The following is a 20,148-nucleotide window of genomic DNA, read 5'->3' on the forward strand; positions in this document are numbered from 1 at the left end:
GTGCGACGGCACCCGGGCCCTTCCGTGTCTGCGGCCTCAGTCGCGCGGCGAGAGCAGGTACGCGTTGAGCTCGTCCGTGAGCGCGGCATCCACCGGCAGCGGCACACCGTCGACCGCGGTGATGGCCGCCGCGAGACGCACGCTCGACACCAGCCACGCCGCATCGGCCCGGGTGAGGTCGCCCGCGGGGATGCGGTCGTAGCCGACCTCGAACCCGCGCGCGCTGAGGTGGTCGTACACGCTGAGCTGTGTGGTGCCGTGCAGGATCCCGCCGTTCGGCGCCGGGGTCGTGAACCGGTCGCCGAAGCGCAGGAGGAGCGAGGCCGTCGGCGCCTCCAGCACGAAGCCGTCGCTCGAGAGGAACACCGCGTCGTCGGCCCCGCGCCGCTTGGCCTCGCGCAGCGCCGCCATGTTCACCGCGTACGACAGGGTCTTGGCGCCCAGCAGCAGCCACGGCGCCCGCTCGGCGGCACCGAGGTCGTACCCGCGGTCGAGCGTGACCACCTTCACGCCGTCGCGGCGCACGGCGGAGAAGTCCGCGGCGGGAGCGGCCGTGACCCAGGCGGTGGGTGTGGGTCCGTGCTCCACGCCGCGACTGAGGATCAGCTTGATGACCGACTCCCCCGCGCCGAGCTGCGCCGCGGCCCGCTGCACCGCCTGCCGCCACTGCTCGAGGTTCGGCTCGGGGAGGTCGCACAGTCGCGCGGAGTGTGCCAGTCGCTCCAGGTGCGGCACGACCTCCTGCGCATGACCGTCGACGACGCCGATCGACTCGAACACGCCGTCCCCCCGCTGGGTGCTCAGCTCGCCGACGCTCAGGGCCGGAGCCGTGGCGTCGACCTGCGTGAACGTGCCGGTGTAGTCGTCGCGCTGCTCGTCGGCGGCGACGGGGTCGAGCATGAGGGCGAAGCGTCGGGTCATGCCACGAGCCTAGAACGCCGGGAATACCTGTCGCGCGCTCGCGTTACACTGGAGTGGCCGGGCCGCATAACCCCGGGCTCCAATTTTCGCCGCTGCGAGCGGCCTTCCGCCGAGAGGCGTTCTTGCGGCCCGGTCTTTCTCTGTCCGGGCGCCGGCCGCGGCGCTGTCAGGCCAGCGCGCCCATGCGCCACAGCGCGGCCGAGGCCGAGAGGTCCTGCGCATACGTGCTCAACCGCAGCGCCCGCGTGGTCAGCTCGCTCGCGCGCTCCGGCTCCGTCACCTCGTAGTCGTCCGCGGTGTGCGTCGCGCCCGAGGCCTGCACGCGGCAGAACGCCGCCGCCCGGTCGAGCGCCACCGCGAAATCGCCCCGGAAGGCGCCGCGCAGGATCGTGTCGATCAGCGCGACCAGCTCGTCCGGGCTCGCCGGCACCGGGGCACCCGCCACCACGGCGTCGGCGGAGGGCAGCTCGACGCGCCCCCGGTCGTACAGGAGCGCGGCGGTGCGCGGGTCGCCGTGGATCGCGAGCTGCAGCACGTACAGGCGCCACAGCGAGCCCGGCAGCGTGCGCGACGGCGCGGTGGACCACAGCTCCGCGATCTCGTCGATGCCGTGCTCGCGCGTGAACGCGATCAGCCGCTCCACGCTCGCGCCGGTCTCGTCCTCGCGCACGCGCGTCAGCAGCGCGGAGGCCGTGGCGTGCGCGACCCTGCTCTCCTCCGCGGGGTCGCTCGACCCCACGATGTTGTCGAACGCGTGGGAGGGGCGGCGCACGGGCCGGTGGTGCTGCTCGGGCATCCCTCCAGGGTACGCCCGCCGCCGCGGCTCAGGCCGTGGGGATGACGATGACCGGATCCGTGGTGGGCTGCCCGGACGGCGAGCCGCCCTCCTGCTCCACGGTCACCGCGATCGCGTCACCCGCCCGCATCTCGCCCTCGAGCAGCGCGGTCGCCGCACCGTCCTCCGGGTCGAACACACCGGCCGCGATCGGCTCCTCGCCGCGCACGAACCACAGCTCGTACGTCTTGCCGGCGTCGGTCTCGGGCAGACCGTTCGTCACGAGCACGGCCTTGCCGACCGAGCCCGACCAGTGGGCGGTGGCCGTGGCCCCGCCGTCGAGCTCGACCGTGGCCTGCTGCGCATCGCCCGCGGCCTCGATCTCCTGCAGCGCCACGACGCTGGCGGGACGGGTGAGCTGTGCGTTGAGCGCCACCGCTCCGATGCCGACGCCGACCAGCAGCGCCAGGCACGCGGCGAGCGCGAAGGCCAGGCGGGTCCAGCGGCGCGGCCTGCGGACGGCGGGCTCCTCGGGGCCACCGGCGGACGCGACCCCGGGGGTGCGCCCCGCGGTGTCGTGCGCGTCGGTGTCGTGCGGGGCAGTGTCGCCCTGCGGCGTCTGGGCGATCTGGGCGAGCAGAGCCGCACGAACGCCGGGCGGCGGGGCGACCGGCGTCACGCCCTCACCCAGCAGCGCGACGCTGTCCGCGTCGACGTCTGCGACGGCCGCCCACTCCGGATGCTCCACGAGTGCCCGGCGGTACCGGTTCTCGTCGTCGGCGGACAGCGCGTGGAGCGCGGCACCCGCCGCGAGTTCCGCGAAGTCCTTCTCGTTCATGCCGTCACCCCCATCGCCGTGCGGAGACGGGTCAGCCCGTCTCTCATCCGTGTCTTGATCGTCCCCAGCGGCGCCCCCACGAGCGCCGAAATCTCGTTCTGACTGTAACCGCCGTAGTAGGCCAGGACGAGCGCCTCCCGCTGCGCGTCAGGAAGCCCTGACAGCGCCGCGACGACCCGCTCCCCCTCGATGCCCAGCTCCACCCGCTCCGCGACACTGTCGTGCGCGACACCGAGGTCTTTGAAGCCGGCTCGCACATCGCGGTCGGCGCTCGACTGCGATGCCCGCACCCGGTCGACGGCCCGTCGATGGGCGATGGTCATCACCCAGGTTCGTCCCTGTCCTCTGTTCGGAGCGAACCGCGAAGCGGATTGCCAGATCTCCAGGAACACCTCCTGGAGCACCTCCTCGCTCTGCGCGCGGTTGACCAGCACGCGGAGGATGAGGCCGAAGACCCGCGGGGACAGGGAGTCGTACAGCTCGGCGAAGGCAGCCTGATCACCGGACGCGACGCGGACGAGGAGGTCGGCGACGGCATCCTTCGGCGCTGCCCCGTCCTCCGGGACGTCCATCCCGTCGATGACCATCTCCATAAGCATGCCGTATCTCCTCCCCGTTCCCGCGCAGACGTCACCCGAATGTGAAGGAATAGACCTCGACACCGGCCGGGACCTCGAGCGTGAGCGTTCCCTTCGCGATGTCGCCCTGCTCGACCAGGCCGTACGAGCGAGGCGTCCCGTCGATCGCGATGGTCTGCTCCTCGCCGTCCTGATCGCGCACCACGACCTCACCCGAGCCCGCCACGACCATCCGCACCTCGCCCGCGCGATACTCCAGGCGGATGCGTCCGTCGTCGCTCGTCGGGGTCACGTACTGCGTCTCGACCGTCCAGTCGCCGTCCAGCGCGAAGCTGTCGTCGGGCTGGTCCTTCGGGAACGAGAAGCTGCCCTCACCGCGGCGGTACTCGTCCCCGCCGCCGTAGTTCACGTCCTTCGACGAGCCGAGGAAGGTCTCCCGTGTCGTCGAGCCGAGCTCCCGCGTCTCGTCCTTCACGTCCGTCGCCGGCGGCAGCTGCACGTCCGGATCCGCGTCTTGCAGCAGCTCCCGGATCATCGACTCGGTCGCCGCGTAGTTGCCCTCGCCGAAGGAGATGTGGCGCACGGTGCCGTCCGCGTCGATCAGGTAGTGCGCCGGCCAGTAACGGTTGCGGTAGTTCGTCCAGGTCGACAGGGTGTTGTCGAGCGCGACGGGATACGCGATGCCGAAGTCGCGCACGCCCGCGGCGACGTTGCCCGGATCCTTCTCGAACGCATACTCCGGCGAGTGGATCCCGATGACCTGCAGTCCGGCGTCGCGGTACGCCTCGTCCCAGGCCACCACGTGCGGGATCGACCGCTGGCAGTTGATGCACGAGTACGCCCAGAAGTCGATCAGCACGACCTGCCCCCGCAGATCCTTCAGGTCGATCGCCTCGCCGTCGGGCGTGTTCAGCCACTGCTGGATGCCCTTGATCGACGGGGCAGTGCCGCACGACTCGAGCTCGGTCGCACCGTTCGTGCACTGGTCGAGGTCCTTGTTCTCGTCGTTGACCAGGCCACCGAGGTCCAGCGCGTCCTGCACCTGCTCGGAGTCGGCGATCTGCTCCTGCAGCGGAGCCGTGTAGTCGGGAAGGAGCCGCTGCAGCGCCTGCGGCACGTTGAACACGAGCCCCACGGCGAGTGCGATCATGGCGATGCCGGCGGCGATGCGCAGCGCGCGCTCCTTCGACCGGAAGGCGCGGATGCGCTCCACCACGCTGCGACCCGCGAGCGCGAACACCAGCAACGGGACGGCCACGCCGATCGCGAACGACACCGTGAGGAGCACCGTGCCCACGCCGATCTGGCCGGTCGAGCCCGCCACGATGATCGCCGCGAGGACCGGTCCGGCGCACGGCACGAACACCGCGCCGAGGGCCAGTCCGACACCGAAGCCGTTACCCCGGTTCTTCACCTCGCGCTGCCCGAAGCGCTGGAACGGCCGCTCCAGGAGGTGCTGGAACCGCGGCACGATCAGGCCGACGCCGATCACGACCAGCACCGCGATGCCCACCCAGCGGATGATGTCCTGCGGCAGGTTCAGCAGACCCAGGATCAGCGAACCCACGAGCGTCACCAGCGTGAAGCTGAGCACGAGGCCCGCGATCACGAAGTACGGGCGGCTTCGCCGGGCGGGCACCGCCTCTCCGTCGTAGGCCGCCGACTGCGCGCCGCCGGTGAGGAAGATCACCGGGAGCACGGGCAGGATGCACGGCGAGATGCCGGTGATGAGCCCGCCGAGCAGGCCGATGATGATCAGGTCCATGAGGTCCTCGCTTCTGTCAGGCTCTGTTCGCTCCGGGCCGCCCAATGGATTGGATCGGACCCCGCGAGGGAGGATTCGCGAACTTTTTCCGAATTCGTCCCATCCGATCCCGAGACGGTTCCGAACACCGGTCAACGCCACGGAGAGGCCGTGGCCGGAGTTTCGAAGGAGCTCGACATGTTCAGCACCAAGAAGAAGGTCACCGCAGCAGTCACCCTGGGTCTGGCGAGCGCATTCCTGCTCTCCGCGTGTTCCATGGGCAGCGGCAGCACGACGGAGGAGTCGTCGGAGCCGAAGGCCCCCGAGACGTCGGAGTCGACGCCGATGGAGATGGACCCCGCCGCGAACCTCGTGGGCCCGGGCTGCGCGGCCTACGCCGAAGAGGTCCCGGACGGCGCCGGTTCCATCCAGGGCATGTCGCAGGACCCGGTCGCGGTCGCCGCGTCGAACAACCCGATGCTGACCACGCTGGTGGCCGCGGTGAGCGGCCAGCTCAACCCCGACGTGAACCTGGTCGACACGCTCAACGGTGACGAGTTCACCGTGTTCGCGCCGGTCGACGACGCGTTCGCGAAGATCGACCCCGCCACGATCGAGGCCCTGAAGACCGACAGCGCGACGCTGACGTCGATCCTCACCTACCACGTGGTGCCCGGCCAGATCGAGCCGGCCGACATCGCCGGCATGCACACGACCGTGCAGGGCGCCGACCTCGAGGTGACCGGCAGCGGTGACCAGTGGATGGTCAACGACGCCAACGTCATCTGCGGCGGCGTGCAGACCGCGAACGCGACCGTGTACCTGATCGACTCGGTCCTGATGCCCCCGGCGCAGTAAGCGCGGGGAGGTGCCGGGCGACCCGACCGGCACACGGCCTTCTCTGATCGGGAGGAGTCAGGGAAGGTGAAGGGGCCGTCGGCGAGCTGTGCGCCGACGGCCCTTCGTCGTGCGCCCTAGACTGGGAGCACGGGCCTCTAGCTCAGTTGGCAGAGCATCGGACTTTTAATCCGCGGGTCGTGGGTTCGAGCCCCACGGGGCCCACCGTCATTCCTCCGTCGCCACCCCTGCGGGTGCGTGCGGCGTCACGACCGTGGCCGGGTCGATGCGGCGTGCACCGGGGTGGTCGCCATCGCCTGCTCATCCCCCTCCAGCGCGACCTCGCGTGAGCCCGCCCTCGTATCATCCGCGCGGCCTCCTGGCCACCCCCTGTCCGCGCTCCTGGCCCCCGAGAGAGGGTGATGGTGCGCCCGGATCCGGGCGACTCCCCCAGCGAAAGGACAGACGATGACTCTCAGCGGAAACCGCGTGGCGTTCCTGGCGACCGACGGCTTCGAGGACAGCGAGCTGACCAGCCCGTGGGAGGCCGTGACCGCGGAGGGCGCGAGTGCGACCATGATCGCCCCCGACGGCGCCGCCATCACGGGCAAGAACGGACACGAGCAGGCGGTCGACCTGACCGCGGCCGATGCCTCCGCCGACCAGTTCGACGCGCTCGTCCTCCCGGGCGGCGTGGTGAACGCCGACCACCTGCGCATGGACGAGGCGTCCATCGCACTCGCCCGCTCCTTCTTCGAGCAGCACAAGCCGGTCGGGGTGATCTGCCACGGCGCCTGGATCCTGATCGAGGCGGGCGTGGTCGACGGCCGCACCCTCACGAGCTACCCCAGCCTGAAGACCGACCTGCGTAACGCGGGCGCGAGCTGGGTGGACGAGGAGGTCGTGGTCGACGAGGGCCTGGTCTCCAGCCGCACCCCCGACGACCTCCCCGCCTTCAACGCGAAGCTGGTCGAGGAGATCGGCGAGGGCAAGCACGCGGGACAGACCGCCTGACCCTCACCCGACGCGCGCCCGATGGCGCCGCACGGCCGCCCGGTTCGCGCACCTCACGGAGCAGAACCGCTGGCGGCCGTTGCGCGTCACATCGGCGACCACGTTGCGGCAGGGCGCGGCCTCGCAGCGTCCGAGCCGGTTCATGCCGCGCGTGACCAGGTGCAGCGCGGTGCCGAGGTTGATGGTCGCGCGCAGCACGAACGGCAACGACCGCACGTCGTCGCGGTAGTGCAGGTGCCACCCCTCGTCGTCGTGGTCGACGAGTCGCGGATAGGCGCCGGCGGCGGCGAGCTGCGCGTTGAGCAGGGCGGCGCGCTCGTCGGGGTCGGGCGCATCGACGATGGCGAGCCAGTCGTCGATCACCGCCCGCACCGCGGCGTGGTCGCCGTCGGCGGGCGGGAAGGTCTGCGTCATCCCGAGGGCGAGCGTGCGCTCCTCGATGCCCTGCCGGTCGGCCGGCCAGTCGTTGGCCAGCGACGCGGCCAGCAGCACGGCATACTCGCCGTAAGGGTTGAGATGCATAAGACCATTACATCACGCTGGTCCCATGACCGCCGCCGACACCCTCCCCGTCCCTCTCGTCCCGCCCGTCGACCGCCACGAGCACGCCTGGCTCGTGGAGTCGCGGCACCCCACCAGCGAGGGCGTCGTGCTCTACGTGCGCTGCCTCGACTGCGGCACGCGCCGGGTCGACGTCGCCGCGCATCCGCACCTCCCGCCGCGCGCGCTCAGCCGCCCCCTCGCCGCAGCTCCCGACGGCTCCGACGCCGCCGACACCGACCAGCGATGAGGCCCCCTCGCCCCGCCCCGCTCAGGCCGTGAGGTCGATGAGCTTCTGCGTGGTGCGCAGGTTGCGGGCGGTTCCGGCCACCCCCAGGGCACGGTTGAGCACGCTCGTGGTGAGCTTCGTGGAGTGCACGCCGCCCTCGGCGTAATCGATCCACAGGTTCTGACCCACCAGCGCGATCCGCTCCCCTGGCACGAGTCGCTGCTCGAGCGCCGCGACCGCACCCGGCGCGGGCGGCCCCTCCAGGAACATCGCGTGCACGTACCTCGCCTCGCCGTCGGGGAACGGCTGCGCGGCCGCCGTCGCCACGAGCTCCGCGTGCGTGCGGTGGATGACGGGCGTGTCGACGCCGAACTCCTCCGCGATCAGGCGGCGCACCGTCGCGCGGGCCGCCTCGGGGTCGTCGGGCGTCGCGCAGAGGATGTTGCCGCTGGCGATATAGGTCGACACAGCGGCGAGCTCCGTCCGCTCCTCCAGCACCTCGCGCAGTCGCGCCATCGGCACGCTGTTGCGCCCGCTCACGTTGACCCCGCGCAGCAGCAGGACGCTGCGACTCACGCGTCGCCGCTCTCGGCCAGCACCGCGCCGGCGTGCACGAGCTCGGCCAGCGCAGCCTCGCTCGAGCGGGCGGCCACCCCGGCGATCAGGTCGGTGAGGACGCGGACCCGCACGCCGTGCGCGATGGCATCCAGCGCGGAGGCGCGCACGCAGTGGTCCGTCGCGATGCCGACGACATCGGCCGACACGACTCCGGCGGCCGAGAGCACGGCCCCGGCGGTGTCGCCGTCGTCGGTGATGCCCTCGAACAGCGAATACGCGGGCACACCCTGCCCCTTGCGGACGTGGTGGGTGACCGCGGTCGTGTCGAGCAGCGGGTCGTAGTCCGCGCCCGCCGTGCCCGCGACGCAATGGGCCGGCCACGTATCGACGAAGTCAGGCGAGCCGGAGAAGTGTCCGCCGTTGTCGCCGTCCGCATCGTGCCAGTCGCGGGAGGCGAGGATCACGTCGTAGTCGGCCGCGTGCACGGTGAGAAAGGCGGAGACGGCCTCGGCGACCGCGTCTCCCCCCTCCACCGCGAGCGCCCCGCCCTCCGTGAAGTCGTTCTGGACGTCGACGATGAGGAGTGCTCTGCTCATGCCTTGAGGGTACGCCGTGCGGGCGCCGTCGACCGGGCAGCGCTTGACCCTGTCATCGTGACAAGGTGTGGAATGGACGGCGGAGGCAACCATGACCGAACAGCATCCCCTCGACCCGGCGTCGCGACTGCGCGCTGCCCTGCAGTCGACCGCGTCCTCGGCGCGCCTGCAGGCCGCTCTCACGGCCGGCACCACGCCGAACCCCTGCTACATCGACGTGCTCGTCGAGCAGAGCGCGGTGGAGCCCGACTTCTTCGTGCGCGACATGCTCACGTGGGCACTCACCCGACACGACGCCGAGCCGACCGTGGACCGCCTCCTGCCGGAGCTGCGGTCACCCGTGGCGCAGGCCAGGAGCCAGGCCCTACACACGCTGTCGAAGATCGGCGACCGTCGCGCCTGGCCCGCCGTGTCGCCCGAGCTGCTGCGCGACGGCGACCCCGAGGTCGCACGCGCGGCGTGGCGCGCCGCGGCGGGGCTCGTGCCGGACGAGGAGCGGCCGGCGCTCGCGCGGGAGCTGGCGACCCAGCTCGGGCGCGGCGACCGGGAGCTGCAGCGCAGCCTCAGTCGGGCCATCGCGATGCTCGACGACGCCGGGGCCGCCGTGGCCGCCGCTGCCGCACACGACGCCGACCCCGCCGTGCGCGCGCATGCCCTGGCGACCGCGCGGCTGATCGACGACCCCGACGACGACTTCGGCGCGGCGATCCGAGAGGCGCAGCGGATCGTGGCGCTGCAGGCGTCTCCCGCTCCCGCGGAGGGCTGAGGCGTGCTGATCGGCGAGGTCGCGGCGCGCTCGGGCATCAGCGCGCGTATGCTGCGGCACTACGACCGCATCGGCCTGCTGTCGCCCAGCGAACGCACCGCGGGCGGGTACCGGGACTACTCGGACGCGGATCTTCGCCGGCTGTTCCACATCGAGAACCTGCGCTCGCTCGGCCTCCCGCTCGCGGACATCCCCGCAGCTCTCGCGGACGACGCCCGCGCGCCGTCCGACACGATCGAGCGGCTCCTGCATCGCACGCGCGCGCGGCTCGCGGTGCTCACCGAGCTGGCGGAGCGCCTCGAACAGGTGCGGTCGGGCGAGCCGCGGGACTGGTCCGACGCCCTGCGCATGGTGGAGCTCCTGCGGGGCCTGGAGGCGCCGGACGCGTCCGCGCGGCAGACGCTCGCCCTCACCGCGGACGCCGACCACGCGTCCACGGCCGTCCTCGTCGCGGCGCTGCTGCGGGAGGACGACCTCAACACCGCCGGGGCCCTGCTGTGGGCGGTCGCGCGGGCCGGGGACGACGCCGTGCCGACGCTGGAGCGAGGACTGCACGACGCCGAGGCCGCGCGTCGTCACCGCGCGATGCGCGCGCTGGAGAAGCTCGACACACCACGGGCGCGGGCCGCCCTCGGCGCGCCGATCGAGCACCCCGACCGGGAGATCGCGGCCGCGGCCGCCCGAGCACGGGGCCGCGACGGGGACACGGCTGTGATTCCCCGGCTGGTGGCGGACGTGGCAGCCGGGGTCGACGACGTCGCCGCCGCGGAGGTGCTCGAACGACTCGCGGAAGACCCCGCAGCCGCGCGGACCGTGGCCGAGCACGTGCAGCGTGCCGCCGACGGCGCCTCGGTCGTCGCGCGTCGCCGGCTCGCCGCCGCACTGGCGGGGGTTCGTGGCCTGAGCGCGGACGAGGCCCTGGGCGGATTCGCACGGGATGAGGATCGCGGGGTGGCGCTCACGGCGTCCGCGCTCCTGGCACGGCGCACCTAGGCGCCGGCGCCCGTGCCACGCCCGATGGCGCAGCTCCGCACACGCAGAAACCCCCGGGATCTCGAGGATCCCGGGGGTTTCAGTGAGCCGCTTGTCAGAATCGAACTGACGACCTTTTCATTACGAGTGAAATGCTCTGCCGACTGAGCTAAAGCGGCGTGCGACGCGTGAGCGGCGCGATCACCGATATTACCCTGTCTCGGCCTCGCTCGCGAATCGAGCCCGCCCTTACTCGCAGCGCAGGCCGTCCTCGGGCACCACGTCGTCGAGCAGGAATCCCTCGACGGCGTCGTCGACGCAGGTGTTGCCCTTGTTGTAGCCGGTGTGCCCTTCGCCCACACGGGTGATCAGCACGCCCTCCTCCAGCTGGTTCGCGAGCGACTCGGACCACTCGTACGGCGTCGCCGGGTCATTGGTGGTACCGACGACGACGATGGGGCCGGCGCCCTCCGCTGCGATCTCCCCGCGTGTCCCCGTCGGCGGATAGGGCCACACCTCGCAGGGGTCCGGGCCGGTCCAGTAGGGCGCGATCGTGGGTGCCCCCTCCGCGATCTTCGCGGTGATCGCCGCCTCGGCCGCCGGGTCGTCCTCCACCGGATAGTCCATGCAGTTGTACGCGCGGAAGGCCTCGCTGGAGTTGTCGATGTAGGTGCCGTTCTCCCGACCGTTGTAGAAGTCGGCGAGCACGAACGCGGTCGTGGGGTCGCCCTGCAGCGCCTCCTCCAGGGCCTGGGTGAGGTAGTCCCAGCTGTCCTGCGAGTACAGCGCGGCGATGATCGCGGTCATCAGCGCATCGGCGCCCATCAGCCGTCCGTCCCCGTTCTCGAGGGGCGTGCGGTCGGCGCTGGCCAGGAGCGCTCCGAGGTCGGCCATCGCCTCGTCGACCGAGCCGCTGAACGGGCAGTTGCCCGAATCGAGGCAGTTCTGCATGTACGCCCGCAGCGCCGACTCGAATCCCAGCGCCTGCGTGGCCCCGACCTCGAGTCCCGGGACGGAGGGGTCGATCGCCCCGTCGAGCACGAGGCGTCCGGCCTTCTCGGGGTAGAGCTGGGCGTAGGTGGCACCGAGGAACGTGCCGTACGAGTAGCCGAGGTAGTTGAGCTGCTTGTCTCCCAGCACCGCGCGGATCAGGTCCATGTCGCGGGCCGCGTTGACCGTGGTGATGTACGGCAGGATGCCATCGCTGTTGGCGTCGCACGCCTCAGCGAAGGCGCGATGCCCGTCGAGCAGCTCCTGCTCCCACTCGGCGCTCCCCCGCTGGGCCTCGGGGATGCCGTAGAGGTAGTCGTCCATCTCGGCGTCGTCGTAGCAGGTGACGGCCGTCGACCCGCCCACCCCGCGGGGGTCGAAGCCGATCACGTCGTAGTTCTCGACCAGTGCGGGGCCGACCGCATAGCCGAGGCTGCTGAGTACCAGGTCGACCCCGCTCGCGCCGGGCCCGCCGGGGTTCGTGAGGAGCGAGCCGACCGCGGTGCCCTCCGCGCGATGCCGCACCACCGCGAGCTGGATCTCGCCGGAGCCGGGGTTCTCCCAGTCGAGAGGCGCCGTGACGTCGGTGCACTCGAAGCCGGTGCCGCACTCCGTCCAGTCCAGCTTCTGGGAGTAGTAGGGCAGCAGGTCGGCCGCGACACCCTCGGTGTCCGGCTCCTTCTCGCCCGCCGGGCGTGCCGACTGTTCGGGGATCATCGCGTAGAGGCAGCCCGAGAGGGCGACCGAGGCGACGGCCAGTCCGGCGATGAGCGCGGCCGCGCGACGCAGGCGCGACAGGGGGCGAGTGTTCACGGTTTCCTCCCGCTCGTGACCGTCACGAGCAAGCTCTCCAGGGCGAGCAGCGGAGCGACGTTGCGCTCCAGCGACTGCCGGGTCTCGGCAAGGTGGTCGAGGACGACCAGGGTCCGGGCGACGGGCCATGCCGCCGCGAGATCGACGAGTTCGGGGCGCAGTTCGCTGTTGATGAGGTCGTCGCTGCGCCCGAACTGGAGCATCACCACATCACGGAACAGCGACTGCATGTCCGTGAGCACGCGGTCGATGCCGTCGCGCAGACTCCGCGTGGCCCGCTTCTTCTGCTCGTCCTCCAGCGCGGACACCTGCGGGCGGAGCGCCGGCGGCACGGCCTGCCCCTCCGCCACGCCCACGGTGCGCAACAGCGCGGCCCGTTCGTTCGCGTCGCGCTCGGACGTGAGCGCCTTGGCGTCTTCGGTCGCCGCCTGGATGATGCGCCCGGCGACATCGACCGCGTCGTTCACACCGCGGACACCGATGACGGCGCGCAGCGTCTCTTCACGACGACGTCGTGCGGCGTCATCGGTGGCGAGCCGCTGGGCCATCCCGATGTGTCGCTGCGCGTGACGCGCCGCCTGCTCGGCGACCGCCTCATCGACCCCCGTGCGGAGGCTGATGAGTCGTGCCACATCGGCGACGTCGGGTTCCCGCAGCCGCAGCGACCGCACGCGTGAACGGATGGTGGGAAGCAGATCCGCCTCACTCGGCGCGCAGAGGATCCAGACCGTCTGCTCCGGGGGCTCCTCCAGAGCCTTGAGCAGCACGTTGGACGTGCGCTCCACCATGCGATCGGCGTCTTCGACGACGATGACGCGGTAGCGCCCGGCGGACGGGGCGAAGTACGAGCGTTCGACCAGGGATCGCGCCTCCGCGATCGTGATGATGACCTTGTCGGTGCGCAGCGCCGTGACGTCGGGATGGGTGCCGGCGAGGACCTGGCGCATGGTGGCATCGTCATCGGGACCCTCGGCGATCAGCGCCGCGGCGAACGCGTACGCGAGCGTCGACCGCCCCGACCCCGGCGGGCCGGTGATCAGCCAGGCGTGGGACAGGGCCGACGGATCGGCTGCCGCCGCGCGCAGCGTGTCGACCGCCGCGTCCTGGCCCCAGACGTCCGCCCAGGGGAATGCGGGGGCGAGAGTCGGGGGCATGTCCTCAGCCTAATCGGGACCGCCGACGCCGCGGGGACGTCTCCCGTCATCCGTGGTCGCAGCCGTCTTTGTTCGACCTGTGGAGGATCAGTCCAGGAGCTCAGCGACGCGAGCTCGGATCCGCTCCGCGATCGCCTCGGGCTGCTGTGCGGCATCGAGCACGAGGAAGCGCTCCGGCTCCGCGGCGGCCAGGTCGAGGTAGGCCTCGCGCACGCGCTCGTGGAACTCGGCCTGCTCGGCCTCGAGGCGGTCGAAGGGCTTGTCGGCCGAGTCGAGTCGGGTGCGCGCCGCGGCGGGGTCGAGGTCGAGCAGCACCGTGAGATCGGGAAGTGCGCCCTCGGCCGCCCACAGCGACAGGTCCCGCACCTCGGCCGGGTCGAGCACCCGACCGGCACCCTGGTAGGCGACGGACGAGTCGAGGTAGCGGTCCTGCAGCACGACCTCACCGCGCGCGAGCGCCGGGCGCACGACCGTCGCGACGTGATGCGCCCGATCGGCGGCGTAAAGGAGGGCCTCGGCGCGCGGCGCGATGTCCCCGCGGTGGTGCAACACGATCTCGCGGATCAGCGTGCCGACCTCGGATCCCCCCGGCTCCCTGGTGCGCACCACGGTGCGCCCGCTCTGCTCCAGCCAGTCGGCGAGAACGTTCGCCTGAGTGGTCTTGCCTGAGCCGTCCCCGCCTTCGAGAGTGATCCAGGCGCCCCGGCTCGCGGTCACGAGCCGGCCTTCTCCGCCGCCTTCGCCGCCGCGTTCGCCGCGCGCGTCGCCGCCGCCTTCTTCGCCGCGGCCGAGCGCGCCGCCGACGTGGAGCCCGCGGATTTCCCGGTCTTCTTCGCCGCCGTCGCCTTCGCCGTCGTGGCCTTTCCGTCGGCGCTCGCCTTCTTCGCCGGAGCCTTCTTCGCCGGAGCCTTCTTCGCCGGAGCCTTCTTCGCGGCGGTACGCGAGCCGCGCTTGGGCGCAGGGCCCTTCGCGCGCTTGTCGGCCAGCATCTGCACGGCGATCTCGAACGTGATGTCCTCGGGCTTCTGGCCGCGCGGGATCGTGACGTTCGTCTCACCGTCGGTCACGTAGGGACCGAAGCGACCGTCGCGCACGCGGATGGGCTTCCCGCTCACGGGGTCGGCGTCGAACTCGGCCAGCGCGCTCGAGGCGCGACGACCTGCACCATACTTCGGCTGGGCGTAGATCTCGAGGGCCTGGTCGAGCGTCACGTCGAAGATCTGCGACTCGCTCTCGAGCGACCGCGAATCGGTGCCCTTCTTCAGGTACGGGCCGAATCGGCCGTTCTGCGCGGTGATCTCGTCGCCGGACTCCGGGTCGACGCCGACCACCCGCGGGAGGCTCAGCAACTGGAGGGCCGTGTCGAGGTCGAGCGTGTCCACCGACATCGAGCGGAACAGCGAGGCGGTCCGCGGTTTGGGCGCCGTCTCCTTCTTCGCACCGCGCTTGGGCTTGGGAGCCTCGACGACCTCACCGGTCGCCTCGTCGACCGCGGCGTCGTCCGAGACCGGGTCGTTCTCCTGCACGTACGGCCCGAACCGGCCGTCCTTGACGACGACGATCTTGCCGTTCTCCGGATTCGTACCGAGCACGCGGTCCCCCGCCACCGGGGCGTCGATCAGCTCCTGCGCCTTCTCCGCCGTCAGCTCGTCGGGCGCCAGGTCCTCCGGCACGTTCACGATGCGCGGCTTCGCGTCCGGGTTCTCCGGATCCGTGACCTCCAGGTAGGGGCCGTACTTGCCGAAGCGCAGCGTCGCGGTGTCGGTGATGCGCGTGGAGTTCAGGGCCCGCGCGTCGATCTCACCGAGGTTGTCGACGACCTGCCGCAGTCCCACGTGCGACTCCGAGCCGAAGTAGAACGACTTGAGCCATTCCACGCGGTTCTGCTCGCCCCGGGCGATCGTGTCGAGGTCGTCCTCCAGCGCCGCGGTGAAGTCGTAGTCGACCAGCTCGGCGAAGTGCTCCTCGAGCAACCGCACCACGCTGAACGCCAGCCACGTGGGCACGAGCGCCTGTCCGCGCTTGACCGCGTAGCCACGGTCGAGGATGGTCTCCGGGATCGTGGCGAAGGTCGACGGACGACCGATGCCCTTCTCCTCCAGCACCTTGACCAGCGACGCCTCGGTGTAGCGCGGCTTCGGGGTCGTGCGGTGGCCCTTGGCCTCGGCCTGCGAGACGGCGAGTTCGTCCCCGACCGCGACGGCCGGGAGCGACTGGTTCTCGGCGGCGTCCGCGTCGCCGCGCTTCTCGTCGCGGCCCTCCTCGTAGGCCTCCAGGAAGCCCTTGAAGGTGTAGACCGTGCCGGATGCGGTGAACTCGGCGGTCTGGCCGTCGGCGTCCACCGCGATCGTGACAGTGGTCGTCTCGTACTTGGCGTCGGCCATCTGGCTCGCGACCGTGCGCTTCCAGATCAGGTCGTAGAGACGCTGCTCCTCGCGGTCGAGCTCGGAGGACAGCGACGCCGGCGTGCAGAAGTTCTCACCCGAGGGACGGATGGCCTCGTGGGCCTCCTGGGCGTTCTTGCTCTTCGACTTGTAGACGCGCGGCTTGAGCGGCACCGCGCTGTCACCGTAGAGAGCGACAGCCTGGCTCCGCGCCGCCTGCACCGCCTGGGTGCTCAGCGCCGTGGAGTCGGTACGCATATAGGTGATGTACCCCTTCTCGTACAGGCGCTGGGCGACGCTCATCGCCTGCTTGGCGCTCATCGAGAGCTTGCGACCCGCCTCCTGCTGCATGGTGGACGTCGTGAAGGGGGCGTACGGGCTCCGGGTGCCGGGCTTCGCCTCGACCTTGGTGACCGTCCCCGCCCCCGTGGCGTCGACGGCTCTGGCCAGTGCGGCAGCGCGTGCCTCGTCGAGCACCACGACGGCCTTCTTGAGCTTTCCGGTGTCATCGAAGTCGGTGCCGCGGGCGAGCTGGCCGCCGTCGACCCGGACGAGACGGATCCGGAAGGAGGTGCCGGTCGCGGCCGCGTCGGCGTCGACGTCCCAGTACTCAGCCGACACGAAAGCCATGCGCTCGCGCTCGCGGTCGACGATCAGACGCGTCGCCGCGGACTGCACCCGTCCGGCGGAGATCCCGGTCTTGACCTTGTACCAGAGCACCGGCGAGACGTCCCACCCGTACAGACGATCGAGGATACGGCGGGTCTCCTGCGCATCGACCAGGGCATGATCCAGCTCGCGCGTGTTCCCCACGGCGGCCTGGATCGCATCCTTGGTGATCTCGTGGAACACCATGCGCTTGACGGGCACCTTGGGCTTGAGGGTCTCGAGCAGGTGCCAGGCGATGGCCTCACCCTCACGGTCCTCATCGGTGGCGAGCAGGAGTTCGTCGGCGCTCTTCAGCGCACGCTTCAGCTCGGCGACCGTCTTGGTCTTGCGGTCGGAGACGACGTAGTACGGGTCGAACCCGTTGTCGATGTCGATCGAGTACTTCCCATACGCCTTCTTGTCGTCGGCGGGGATGTCCTTCTTGTCGGCGAGGTCGCGGATGTGGCCGACGGAGCTGAGCACCTCGTAGCCGTCGCCGAGGTATCCCTGAATAGACCGCATCTTCGTCGGGGACTCGACGATGACGAGCTTCTTGCCTTCAGCCAAGGGTGCGTCCTTTCTTCGAAGCACACCATACACACCGCTGTGCGGGGTACTTCACAGCGAGCGAGGGTCGCGCGGCCGTCACGGTTCCTCGGGTTGCCCGGCACGGGCGCGGGAGACGGCTGCGAGTCCAGCGTACGCCGCCGACACCGTCACGGTCGCCACGTCCCCGGCCAGCGAACACGCGATCAGGCGTGCCCCTCCGGCCTGGGCGACGTGCGCGGCCAGGTCGCACGGCGTGCGAGCCGTGGGAATCGCACCGCTGCGCGCATCGGCGGCGGCGAGCGCCGCGGCGTCCGCTGCGTCCGCTGCACGCTGCGCGGTCACGGCCGCCCCGCCGACGGCGGCGAGCCCGACGGAGAGCGTCGCGCCGACGACGAGCACGCCGGCGGCCAGCACCGTCCCCGCCATCACCGACCCCCGTCGAGAGCGCAGCTCGCGGCGCGTAGCGGGAGGCGCATCAGCGGTCCCACGGTGAGGTCGAGCGTCGCCGTCGCACAGACAAGATCGTCGACGGCGGCGAACGTCACCCTGGCGTCGGGAAGCGCCCGCCGCACCACAGCCGCGGCCGCGGCGTCGCCCTCGCCCCGCCCCAGCAGACGGGCGGCGTCCGCCGTCGCATCTTGGAGCGCGACCTGTCGTGACGATGCGGCAAGCGCCCCGACGCCGAGAAGAAGCACGAGCACGACGGCCGGCAGGGCGAGCGCCAGTTCCGCCGCCACCGCGCCGCGCTCGCCCAGCGGCCTGCTCATGACACCGTGAGCGCACGCCGCACGAGATCGGTGAGGATGCCGCGCACCTCGTCCGACCTCATGATGACGACGAGCAATCCTGCGAACGCGACCGCGGCCATGGTGGTGATGGCGTACTCGGCCGTCGCCGCTCCTGTGTCGTCGCCGAACAGGGCGGCTGCACGACGGCGGTCGAGTCGGGGAATGGTGTTCATATTCTTCCTTCTTCCTCTTTATTGGGTGGTTCGAGCGACTCACGCAGGAATGGACGTGGAGGCGAGCACGCTGAGCATCAGCGGAGCCACCCCCAGCAGGAGGAACGCCGGCAGAGTGCAGACGCCGAGCGGCACGAGAAGTCGCGTCGAGAGCACTGCCGCGCGGAGGCGCCCCTGCACGCGCGCTGCATGCCGGTCCTGCGCCGCGGAGGCACGCAGCAGCTCGACGGCGGGAACGCCCGCCGTCCGGGACAGCTCCAGTACCCGGCGCACCCTCTCCTCCCCTCCCTGGTCCACGACCGCCGCATCTGCCACGAGCCGGAGTGCACGGTCGATCGGGGCACCCCCGCGAAGGGCGACCGCGACGAGCTCGGCGGCGATCCCCGGCGTCCCCGACGCGGGCTGCGCACGGCGGAGCAGCCGTCGCGTCCACATGCGAGCCGCTCCGACCAGCAGCAGCCCGGCGACGGCGCAGGTCGCCCCGGCGGGTGTGCCGAGGAGCACCCCGATCGTGTCGAAGCCGAGGGCGACGCCGAGGAGCAGTCCCGCGAGGGGCATCCACAGCAGCAGTCGCGCCGTTCCGGCGGGCTCAGCCAGCGCGACGCGGACATCGTCGGCGGCGGCGGCCGCGTCGCGCAATGACCCGGCGATCGTGCGGAGGACCTCCGCGAGGGGCGCGCCCACGACGGTGGCGATCTCCCAGGCCGCGGCCAGCTCCCGCCAGCGACCGCCGGCCGCATCGATCGCAGTGACGAGCGGTGTTCCGTCGTCGACGCGCGCGAGGACCGCGATCGCATTCGGGTCGCCCGTCCCGGCGAGATGGCGCCACGCCACGAGCGGCGCTGCACCTGCCTGCAGCAGCACGGCCAGCGTCTGCACGGAGTGCGCCAGGTCGACCTCGTGCGCGGACTGCATCGCGCGACGCCTCCTGTTCACCATGGTCGGACCTCCTCGATGCCCAGCCGATCGCTCTCCAGCACGAGTCGCCCGACGTGGGCGATGCGCCGCGTTCCGTCGGACCCCCGGTGCAGGTGGAGGACGACGGTGAACGCGCTCACGGCCTGACGAGCGAGCGCCACGGGGTCCATTCCGGCAAGCGCGCCGAGCGCCTCGAGCCGCGCGGGCACGTCCGCGACACCGCTCGCGTGCATCGTGCCGGCGCCACCATCGTGGCCGGTGTTGAGGGCGGTGAGGAGTTCCCGTACCTCCTCGCCGCGGCACTCGCCGACCACCAGCCGATCGGGGCGCATGCGCAACGACTCGCGGACGAGCCGGGCGAGTCCGATGCCGCCCGCGCCCTCGAGGTTCGCCTGACGCACCTCGAGGGCGACGTGGTGCGGGTGCCGTGGCCGCAGCTCCGCCACGTCTTCGATCGTCACGATGCGCTCACCCGGCGGTACCGACGACAGCAGCGCCGACAGCAGCGTCGTCTTCCCCGTACCCGTCCCGCCCGTGATCAAGAGGTTCGCCCGTTCCGCGACGAGCTTGTCGAGCCAGACGTGCTGCTGCGCATCGATCGTGCCCAGTGCGGCGAGGGCGTCGAGGTCGGCCGCATGGACCCGCGGGATCCGGATGGACAGCGCCGTGCCGGTCGTGGAGACAGGGGCGAGCACGGCGTGCACCCGCACGCCCGAGCCGAGGCGCACGTCCACGCACGGCGCCTGGTCGTCGAGGTGCCGGCCGCCGAGCGCGACGAGCGCGACCGCGAGGTCGCGTACCTCCCGCTCGGTCGCTCGCCACGACGGAACGGGCTGCGCGCCGCTGCCGCGGTCGAGGAAGAGTCCGTCTGCCCCGTTGACGAAGACGTCGGTGACGGTGTCGTCCACATGGGGGGCCAGCGGCGCGAATGCGGGTTCCGCGAGGAGCACGGCATGGGGAGGGGCGGTGACCGCATCCCCCGCTGCCGCGTCTTTCGACCGGATGACGAATCGTTCAGGCATGCGGCGAGAGTAGGCACGGCGGGCGAGGCGTGCCGCCGCAGGGCGACTCCGGCATCGGCGTCTGTGCACAAGGCCTCAGCCCGGCTGCCCGTGGAGAACTCGGGGCCGCGGGTCGACAAGGGAGAGGACCCGGGCAGAGGGAGCGCTCCCAAAGAGATGGGCGGCATCTCACGGGGGGAATGAGATGCCGCCCACGGCGCCGCGCGATCGGGGGAATCGGGCGCGCCAAGGCCGGAATGAGATTTCGGCTGTCGTCGAGTGTACGCAAGGCGACCGTCCTGACAAAACCAGCGCCACTACCGACTTTCGGCAGTACTCGAGGGCGTGGCACGCCGATAGAT

Annotated in this window: 22 protein-coding genes and 2 tRNA genes; 6 read left to right on the forward strand and 18 right to left on the reverse strand. The window is 71.5% G+C overall.

The annotated features are described in order from the left end of the window. Nucleotides 1-36: 36 nt before the first annotated feature. The 5 genes from ACWH95_RS00385 to ACWH95_RS00405 form a co-directional block, all read right to left on the reverse strand. The gene (locus ACWH95_RS00385; RefSeq protein WP_136035811.1) at nt 37-921 is read right to left on the reverse strand and encodes an aminodeoxychorismate lyase; all 885 of its coding nucleotides are present in this window, start codon (nt 919-921) and stop codon (nt 37-39) included. Between the two features lie 166 nt (nt 922-1,087). After that, complete coding sequence (locus tag ACWH95_RS00390) at nt 1,088-1,717, reverse strand: DNA-directed RNA polymerase subunit beta (RefSeq protein WP_136031462.1); 630 nt, start codon at nt 1,715-1,717, stop codon at nt 1,088-1,090. 28 nt (nt 1,718-1,745) lie between these two features. Continuing rightward, a complete protein-coding gene (locus tag ACWH95_RS00395) occupies nt 1,746-2,534 on the reverse strand; it encodes an anti-sigma factor (protein WP_136031460.1) in 789 nt (262 codons plus the stop codon). After that, the gene (gene sigK / locus ACWH95_RS00400) at nt 2,531-3,133 is read right to left on the reverse strand and encodes an ECF RNA polymerase sigma factor SigK (RefSeq protein ID WP_205812597.1); all 603 of its coding nucleotides are present in this window, start codon (nt 3,131-3,133) and stop codon (nt 2,531-2,533) included. The genes ACWH95_RS00395 and sigK overlap by 4 nt, the downstream gene beginning before the upstream one ends. Nucleotides 3,134-3,164: 31 nt before the next feature. Then, nucleotides 3,165-4,877: a cytochrome c biogenesis protein DipZ gene (locus ACWH95_RS00405; protein ID WP_454119983.1), complete on the reverse strand. Its 1,713-nt coding sequence runs from the start codon at nt 4,875-4,877 to the stop codon at nt 3,165-3,167. 177 nt (nt 4,878-5,054) lie between these two features. On the opposite strand from ACWH95_RS00405, the gene ACWH95_RS00410 reads away from it, so the two are divergent. The 3 genes from ACWH95_RS00410 to ACWH95_RS00420 all read left to right on the forward strand — a co-directional run bounded on the left by ACWH95_RS00410 (nt 5,055) and on the right by ACWH95_RS00420 (nt 6,707). Next, on the forward strand, nt 5,055-5,714 hold the full coding sequence (locus ACWH95_RS00410) for a fasciclin domain-containing protein (protein WP_136031456.1): 660 nt from the start codon (nt 5,055-5,057) through the stop codon (nt 5,712-5,714). Nucleotides 5,715-5,845: 131 nt separating this feature from the next. Further along, nucleotides 5,846-5,918 (forward strand) — tRNA-Lys (locus ACWH95_RS00415). Nucleotides 5,919-6,161: 243 nt separating this feature from the next. After that, nucleotides 6,162-6,707, forward strand: a complete 546-nt coding sequence (locus ACWH95_RS00420) for a type 1 glutamine amidotransferase domain-containing protein (RefSeq protein WP_136031454.1) — start codon at nt 6,162-6,164, stop codon at nt 6,705-6,707. 3 nt (nt 6,708-6,710) lie between these two features. On the opposite strand, the gene ACWH95_RS00425 is transcribed toward ACWH95_RS00420, so the two are convergent. Next, nucleotides 6,711-7,229: a CGNR zinc finger domain-containing protein gene (locus ACWH95_RS00425; RefSeq protein WP_136036245.1), complete on the reverse strand. Its 519-nt coding sequence runs from the start codon at nt 7,227-7,229 to the stop codon at nt 6,711-6,713. A 25-nt stretch (nt 7,230-7,254) separates the two neighbouring features. Here ACWH95_RS00425 and ACWH95_RS00430 point away from each other — a divergent pair, with 25 nt between their 5' ends. Next, nucleotides 7,255-7,497, forward strand: coding sequence for a hypothetical protein (locus ACWH95_RS00430; RefSeq protein ID WP_454119984.1), 243 nt, complete (start codon nt 7,255-7,257; stop codon nt 7,495-7,497). Between the two features lie 21 nt (nt 7,498-7,518). Here the strand turns inward: ACWH95_RS00430 and ACWH95_RS00435 are convergent, their stop codons facing one another. Beyond that, nucleotides 7,519-8,052: a DUF1697 domain-containing protein gene (locus ACWH95_RS00435; protein ID WP_454119985.1), complete on the reverse strand. Its 534-nt coding sequence runs from the start codon at nt 8,050-8,052 to the stop codon at nt 7,519-7,521. Then, complete coding sequence (locus tag ACWH95_RS00440) at nt 8,049-8,630, reverse strand: isochorismatase family protein (protein ID WP_247982034.1); 582 nt, start codon at nt 8,628-8,630, stop codon at nt 8,049-8,051. Before ACWH95_RS00440 ends, ACWH95_RS00435 begins: the two co-directional genes overlap by 4 nt. Nucleotides 8,631-8,721: 91 nt before the next feature. On the opposite strand from ACWH95_RS00440, the gene ACWH95_RS00445 reads away from it, so the two are divergent. Beyond that, nucleotides 8,722-9,396 (forward strand): HEAT repeat domain-containing protein, encoded by a 675-nt coding sequence (locus tag ACWH95_RS00445; RefSeq protein ID WP_454119986.1) that lies wholly within the window; start codon nt 8,722-8,724, stop codon nt 9,394-9,396. 3 nt (nt 9,397-9,399) lie between these two features. After that, nucleotides 9,400-10,389 (forward strand): MerR family DNA-binding transcriptional regulator, encoded by a 990-nt coding sequence (locus tag ACWH95_RS00450; RefSeq protein ID WP_136032183.1) that lies wholly within the window; start codon nt 9,400-9,402, stop codon nt 10,387-10,389. A gap of 85 nt (nt 10,390-10,474) precedes the next feature. Here the strand turns inward: ACWH95_RS00450 and ACWH95_RS00455 are convergent. The 10 genes from ACWH95_RS00455 to ACWH95_RS00500 all read right to left on the reverse strand — a co-directional run bounded on the left by ACWH95_RS00455 (nt 10,475) and on the right by ACWH95_RS00500 (nt 19,807). Then, nucleotides 10,475-10,547 (reverse strand) — tRNA-Thr (locus tag ACWH95_RS00455). A gap of 70 nt (nt 10,548-10,617) precedes the next feature. Continuing rightward, a complete protein-coding gene (locus ACWH95_RS00460) occupies nt 10,618-12,171 on the reverse strand; it encodes an alpha/beta hydrolase (RefSeq protein ID WP_454119987.1) in 1,554 nt (517 codons plus the stop codon). Beyond that, the gene (locus tag ACWH95_RS00465; RefSeq protein ID WP_454119988.1) at nt 12,168-13,325 is read right to left on the reverse strand and encodes a DNA polymerase III subunit delta'; all 1,158 of its coding nucleotides are present in this window, start codon (nt 13,323-13,325) and stop codon (nt 12,168-12,170) included. The genes ACWH95_RS00460 and ACWH95_RS00465 overlap by 4 nt, the downstream gene beginning before the upstream one ends. Before the next feature lie 87 nt (nt 13,326-13,412). Further along, the gene (gene tmk, locus ACWH95_RS00470) at nt 13,413-14,042 is read right to left on the reverse strand and encodes a dTMP kinase (RefSeq protein WP_136032180.1); all 630 of its coding nucleotides are present in this window, start codon (nt 14,040-14,042) and stop codon (nt 13,413-13,415) included. Beyond that, the gene (topA, locus tag ACWH95_RS00475) at nt 14,039-16,924 is read right to left on the reverse strand and encodes a type I DNA topoisomerase (RefSeq protein WP_454119989.1); all 2,886 of its coding nucleotides are present in this window, start codon (nt 16,922-16,924) and stop codon (nt 14,039-14,041) included. The genes tmk and topA overlap by 4 nt, the downstream gene beginning before the upstream one ends. Before the next feature lie 78 nt (nt 16,925-17,002). After that, the gene (locus ACWH95_RS00480; RefSeq protein WP_136032176.1) at nt 17,003-17,332 is read right to left on the reverse strand and encodes an Rv3654c family TadE-like protein; all 330 of its coding nucleotides are present in this window, start codon (nt 17,330-17,332) and stop codon (nt 17,003-17,005) included. Next, entirely contained in the window at nt 17,332-17,673 is a 342-nt protein-coding gene (locus ACWH95_RS00485) for a TadE family type IV pilus minor pilin (RefSeq protein ID WP_206252947.1), read from the reverse strand. The genes ACWH95_RS00480 and ACWH95_RS00485 overlap by 1 nt, the downstream gene beginning before the upstream one ends. Beyond that, complete coding sequence (locus tag ACWH95_RS00490; RefSeq protein WP_136032173.1) at nt 17,670-17,867, reverse strand: DUF4244 domain-containing protein; 198 nt, start codon at nt 17,865-17,867, stop codon at nt 17,670-17,672. The genes ACWH95_RS00485 and ACWH95_RS00490 overlap by 4 nt, the downstream gene beginning before the upstream one ends. 39 nt (nt 17,868-17,906) lie before the next feature. After that, the gene (locus tag ACWH95_RS00495; protein WP_454119990.1) at nt 17,907-18,806 is read right to left on the reverse strand and encodes a type II secretion system F family protein; all 900 of its coding nucleotides are present in this window, start codon (nt 18,804-18,806) and stop codon (nt 17,907-17,909) included. Beyond that, entirely contained in the window at nt 18,800-19,807 is a 1,008-nt protein-coding gene (locus ACWH95_RS00500; RefSeq protein ID WP_136032168.1) for a TadA family conjugal transfer-associated ATPase, read from the reverse strand. The genes ACWH95_RS00495 and ACWH95_RS00500 overlap by 7 nt, the downstream gene beginning before the upstream one ends. Nucleotides 19,808-20,148: the final 341 nt, after the last annotated feature.

The organism is Microbacterium sp. NPDC055502 (assembly GCF_053643635.1).

Coding starts and splice junctions, on each gene's coding strand:
- ACWH95_RS00405 (WP_454119983.1), bottom strand. CDS start 4,877: ATGGACCTGATCATCATCGGCCTGCTCGGCGGGCTCATCACCGGCATC.
- ACWH95_RS00390 (WP_136031462.1), bottom strand. CDS start 1,717: ATGCCCGAGCAGCACCACCGGCCCGTGCGCCGCCCCTCCCACGCGTTC.
- ACWH95_RS00395 (WP_136031460.1), bottom strand. CDS start 2,534: ATGAACGAGAAGGACTTCGCGGAACTCGCGGCGGGTGCCGCGCTCCAC.
- ACWH95_RS00385 (WP_136035811.1), bottom strand. CDS start 921: ATGACCCGACGCTTCGCCCTCATGCTCGACCCCGTCGCCGCCGACGAG.
- ACWH95_RS00465 (WP_454119988.1), bottom strand. CDS start 13,325: ATGCCCCCGACTCTCGCCCCCGCATTCCCCTGGGCGGACGTCTGGGGC.
- ACWH95_RS00425 (WP_136036245.1), bottom strand. CDS start 7,229: ATGCATCTCAACCCTTACGGCGAGTATGCCGTGCTGCTGGCCGCGTCG.
- ACWH95_RS00495 (WP_454119990.1), bottom strand. CDS start 18,806: ATGGTGAACAGGAGGCGTCGCGCGATGCAGTCCGCGCACGAGGTCGAC.
- ACWH95_RS00500 (WP_136032168.1), bottom strand. CDS start 19,807: ATGCCTGAACGATTCGTCATCCGGTCGAAAGACGCGGCAGCGGGGGAT.
- ACWH95_RS00410 (WP_136031456.1), top strand. CDS start 5,055: ATGTTCAGCACCAAGAAGAAGGTCACCGCAGCAGTCACCCTGGGTCTG.
- ACWH95_RS00485 (WP_206252947.1), bottom strand. CDS start 17,673: ATGAGCAGGCCGCTGGGCGAGCGCGGCGCGGTGGCGGCGGAACTGGCG.
- ACWH95_RS00445 (WP_454119986.1), top strand. CDS start 8,722: ATGACCGAACAGCATCCCCTCGACCCGGCGTCGCGACTGCGCGCTGCC.
- ACWH95_RS00480 (WP_136032176.1), bottom strand. CDS start 17,332: ATGGCGGGGACGGTGCTGGCCGCCGGCGTGCTCGTCGTCGGCGCGACG.
- ACWH95_RS00430 (WP_454119984.1), top strand. CDS start 7,255: ATGACCGCCGCCGACACCCTCCCCGTCCCTCTCGTCCCGCCCGTCGAC.
- ACWH95_RS00490 (WP_136032173.1), bottom strand. CDS start 17,867: ATGAACACCATTCCCCGACTCGACCGCCGTCGTGCAGCCGCCCTGTTC.
- ACWH95_RS00440 (WP_247982034.1), bottom strand. CDS start 8,630: ATGAGCAGAGCACTCCTCATCGTCGACGTCCAGAACGACTTCACGGAG.
- sigK (WP_205812597.1), bottom strand. CDS start 3,133: ATGCTTATGGAGATGGTCATCGACGGGATGGACGTCCCGGAGGACGGG.
- ACWH95_RS00420 (WP_136031454.1), top strand. CDS start 6,162: ATGACTCTCAGCGGAAACCGCGTGGCGTTCCTGGCGACCGACGGCTTC.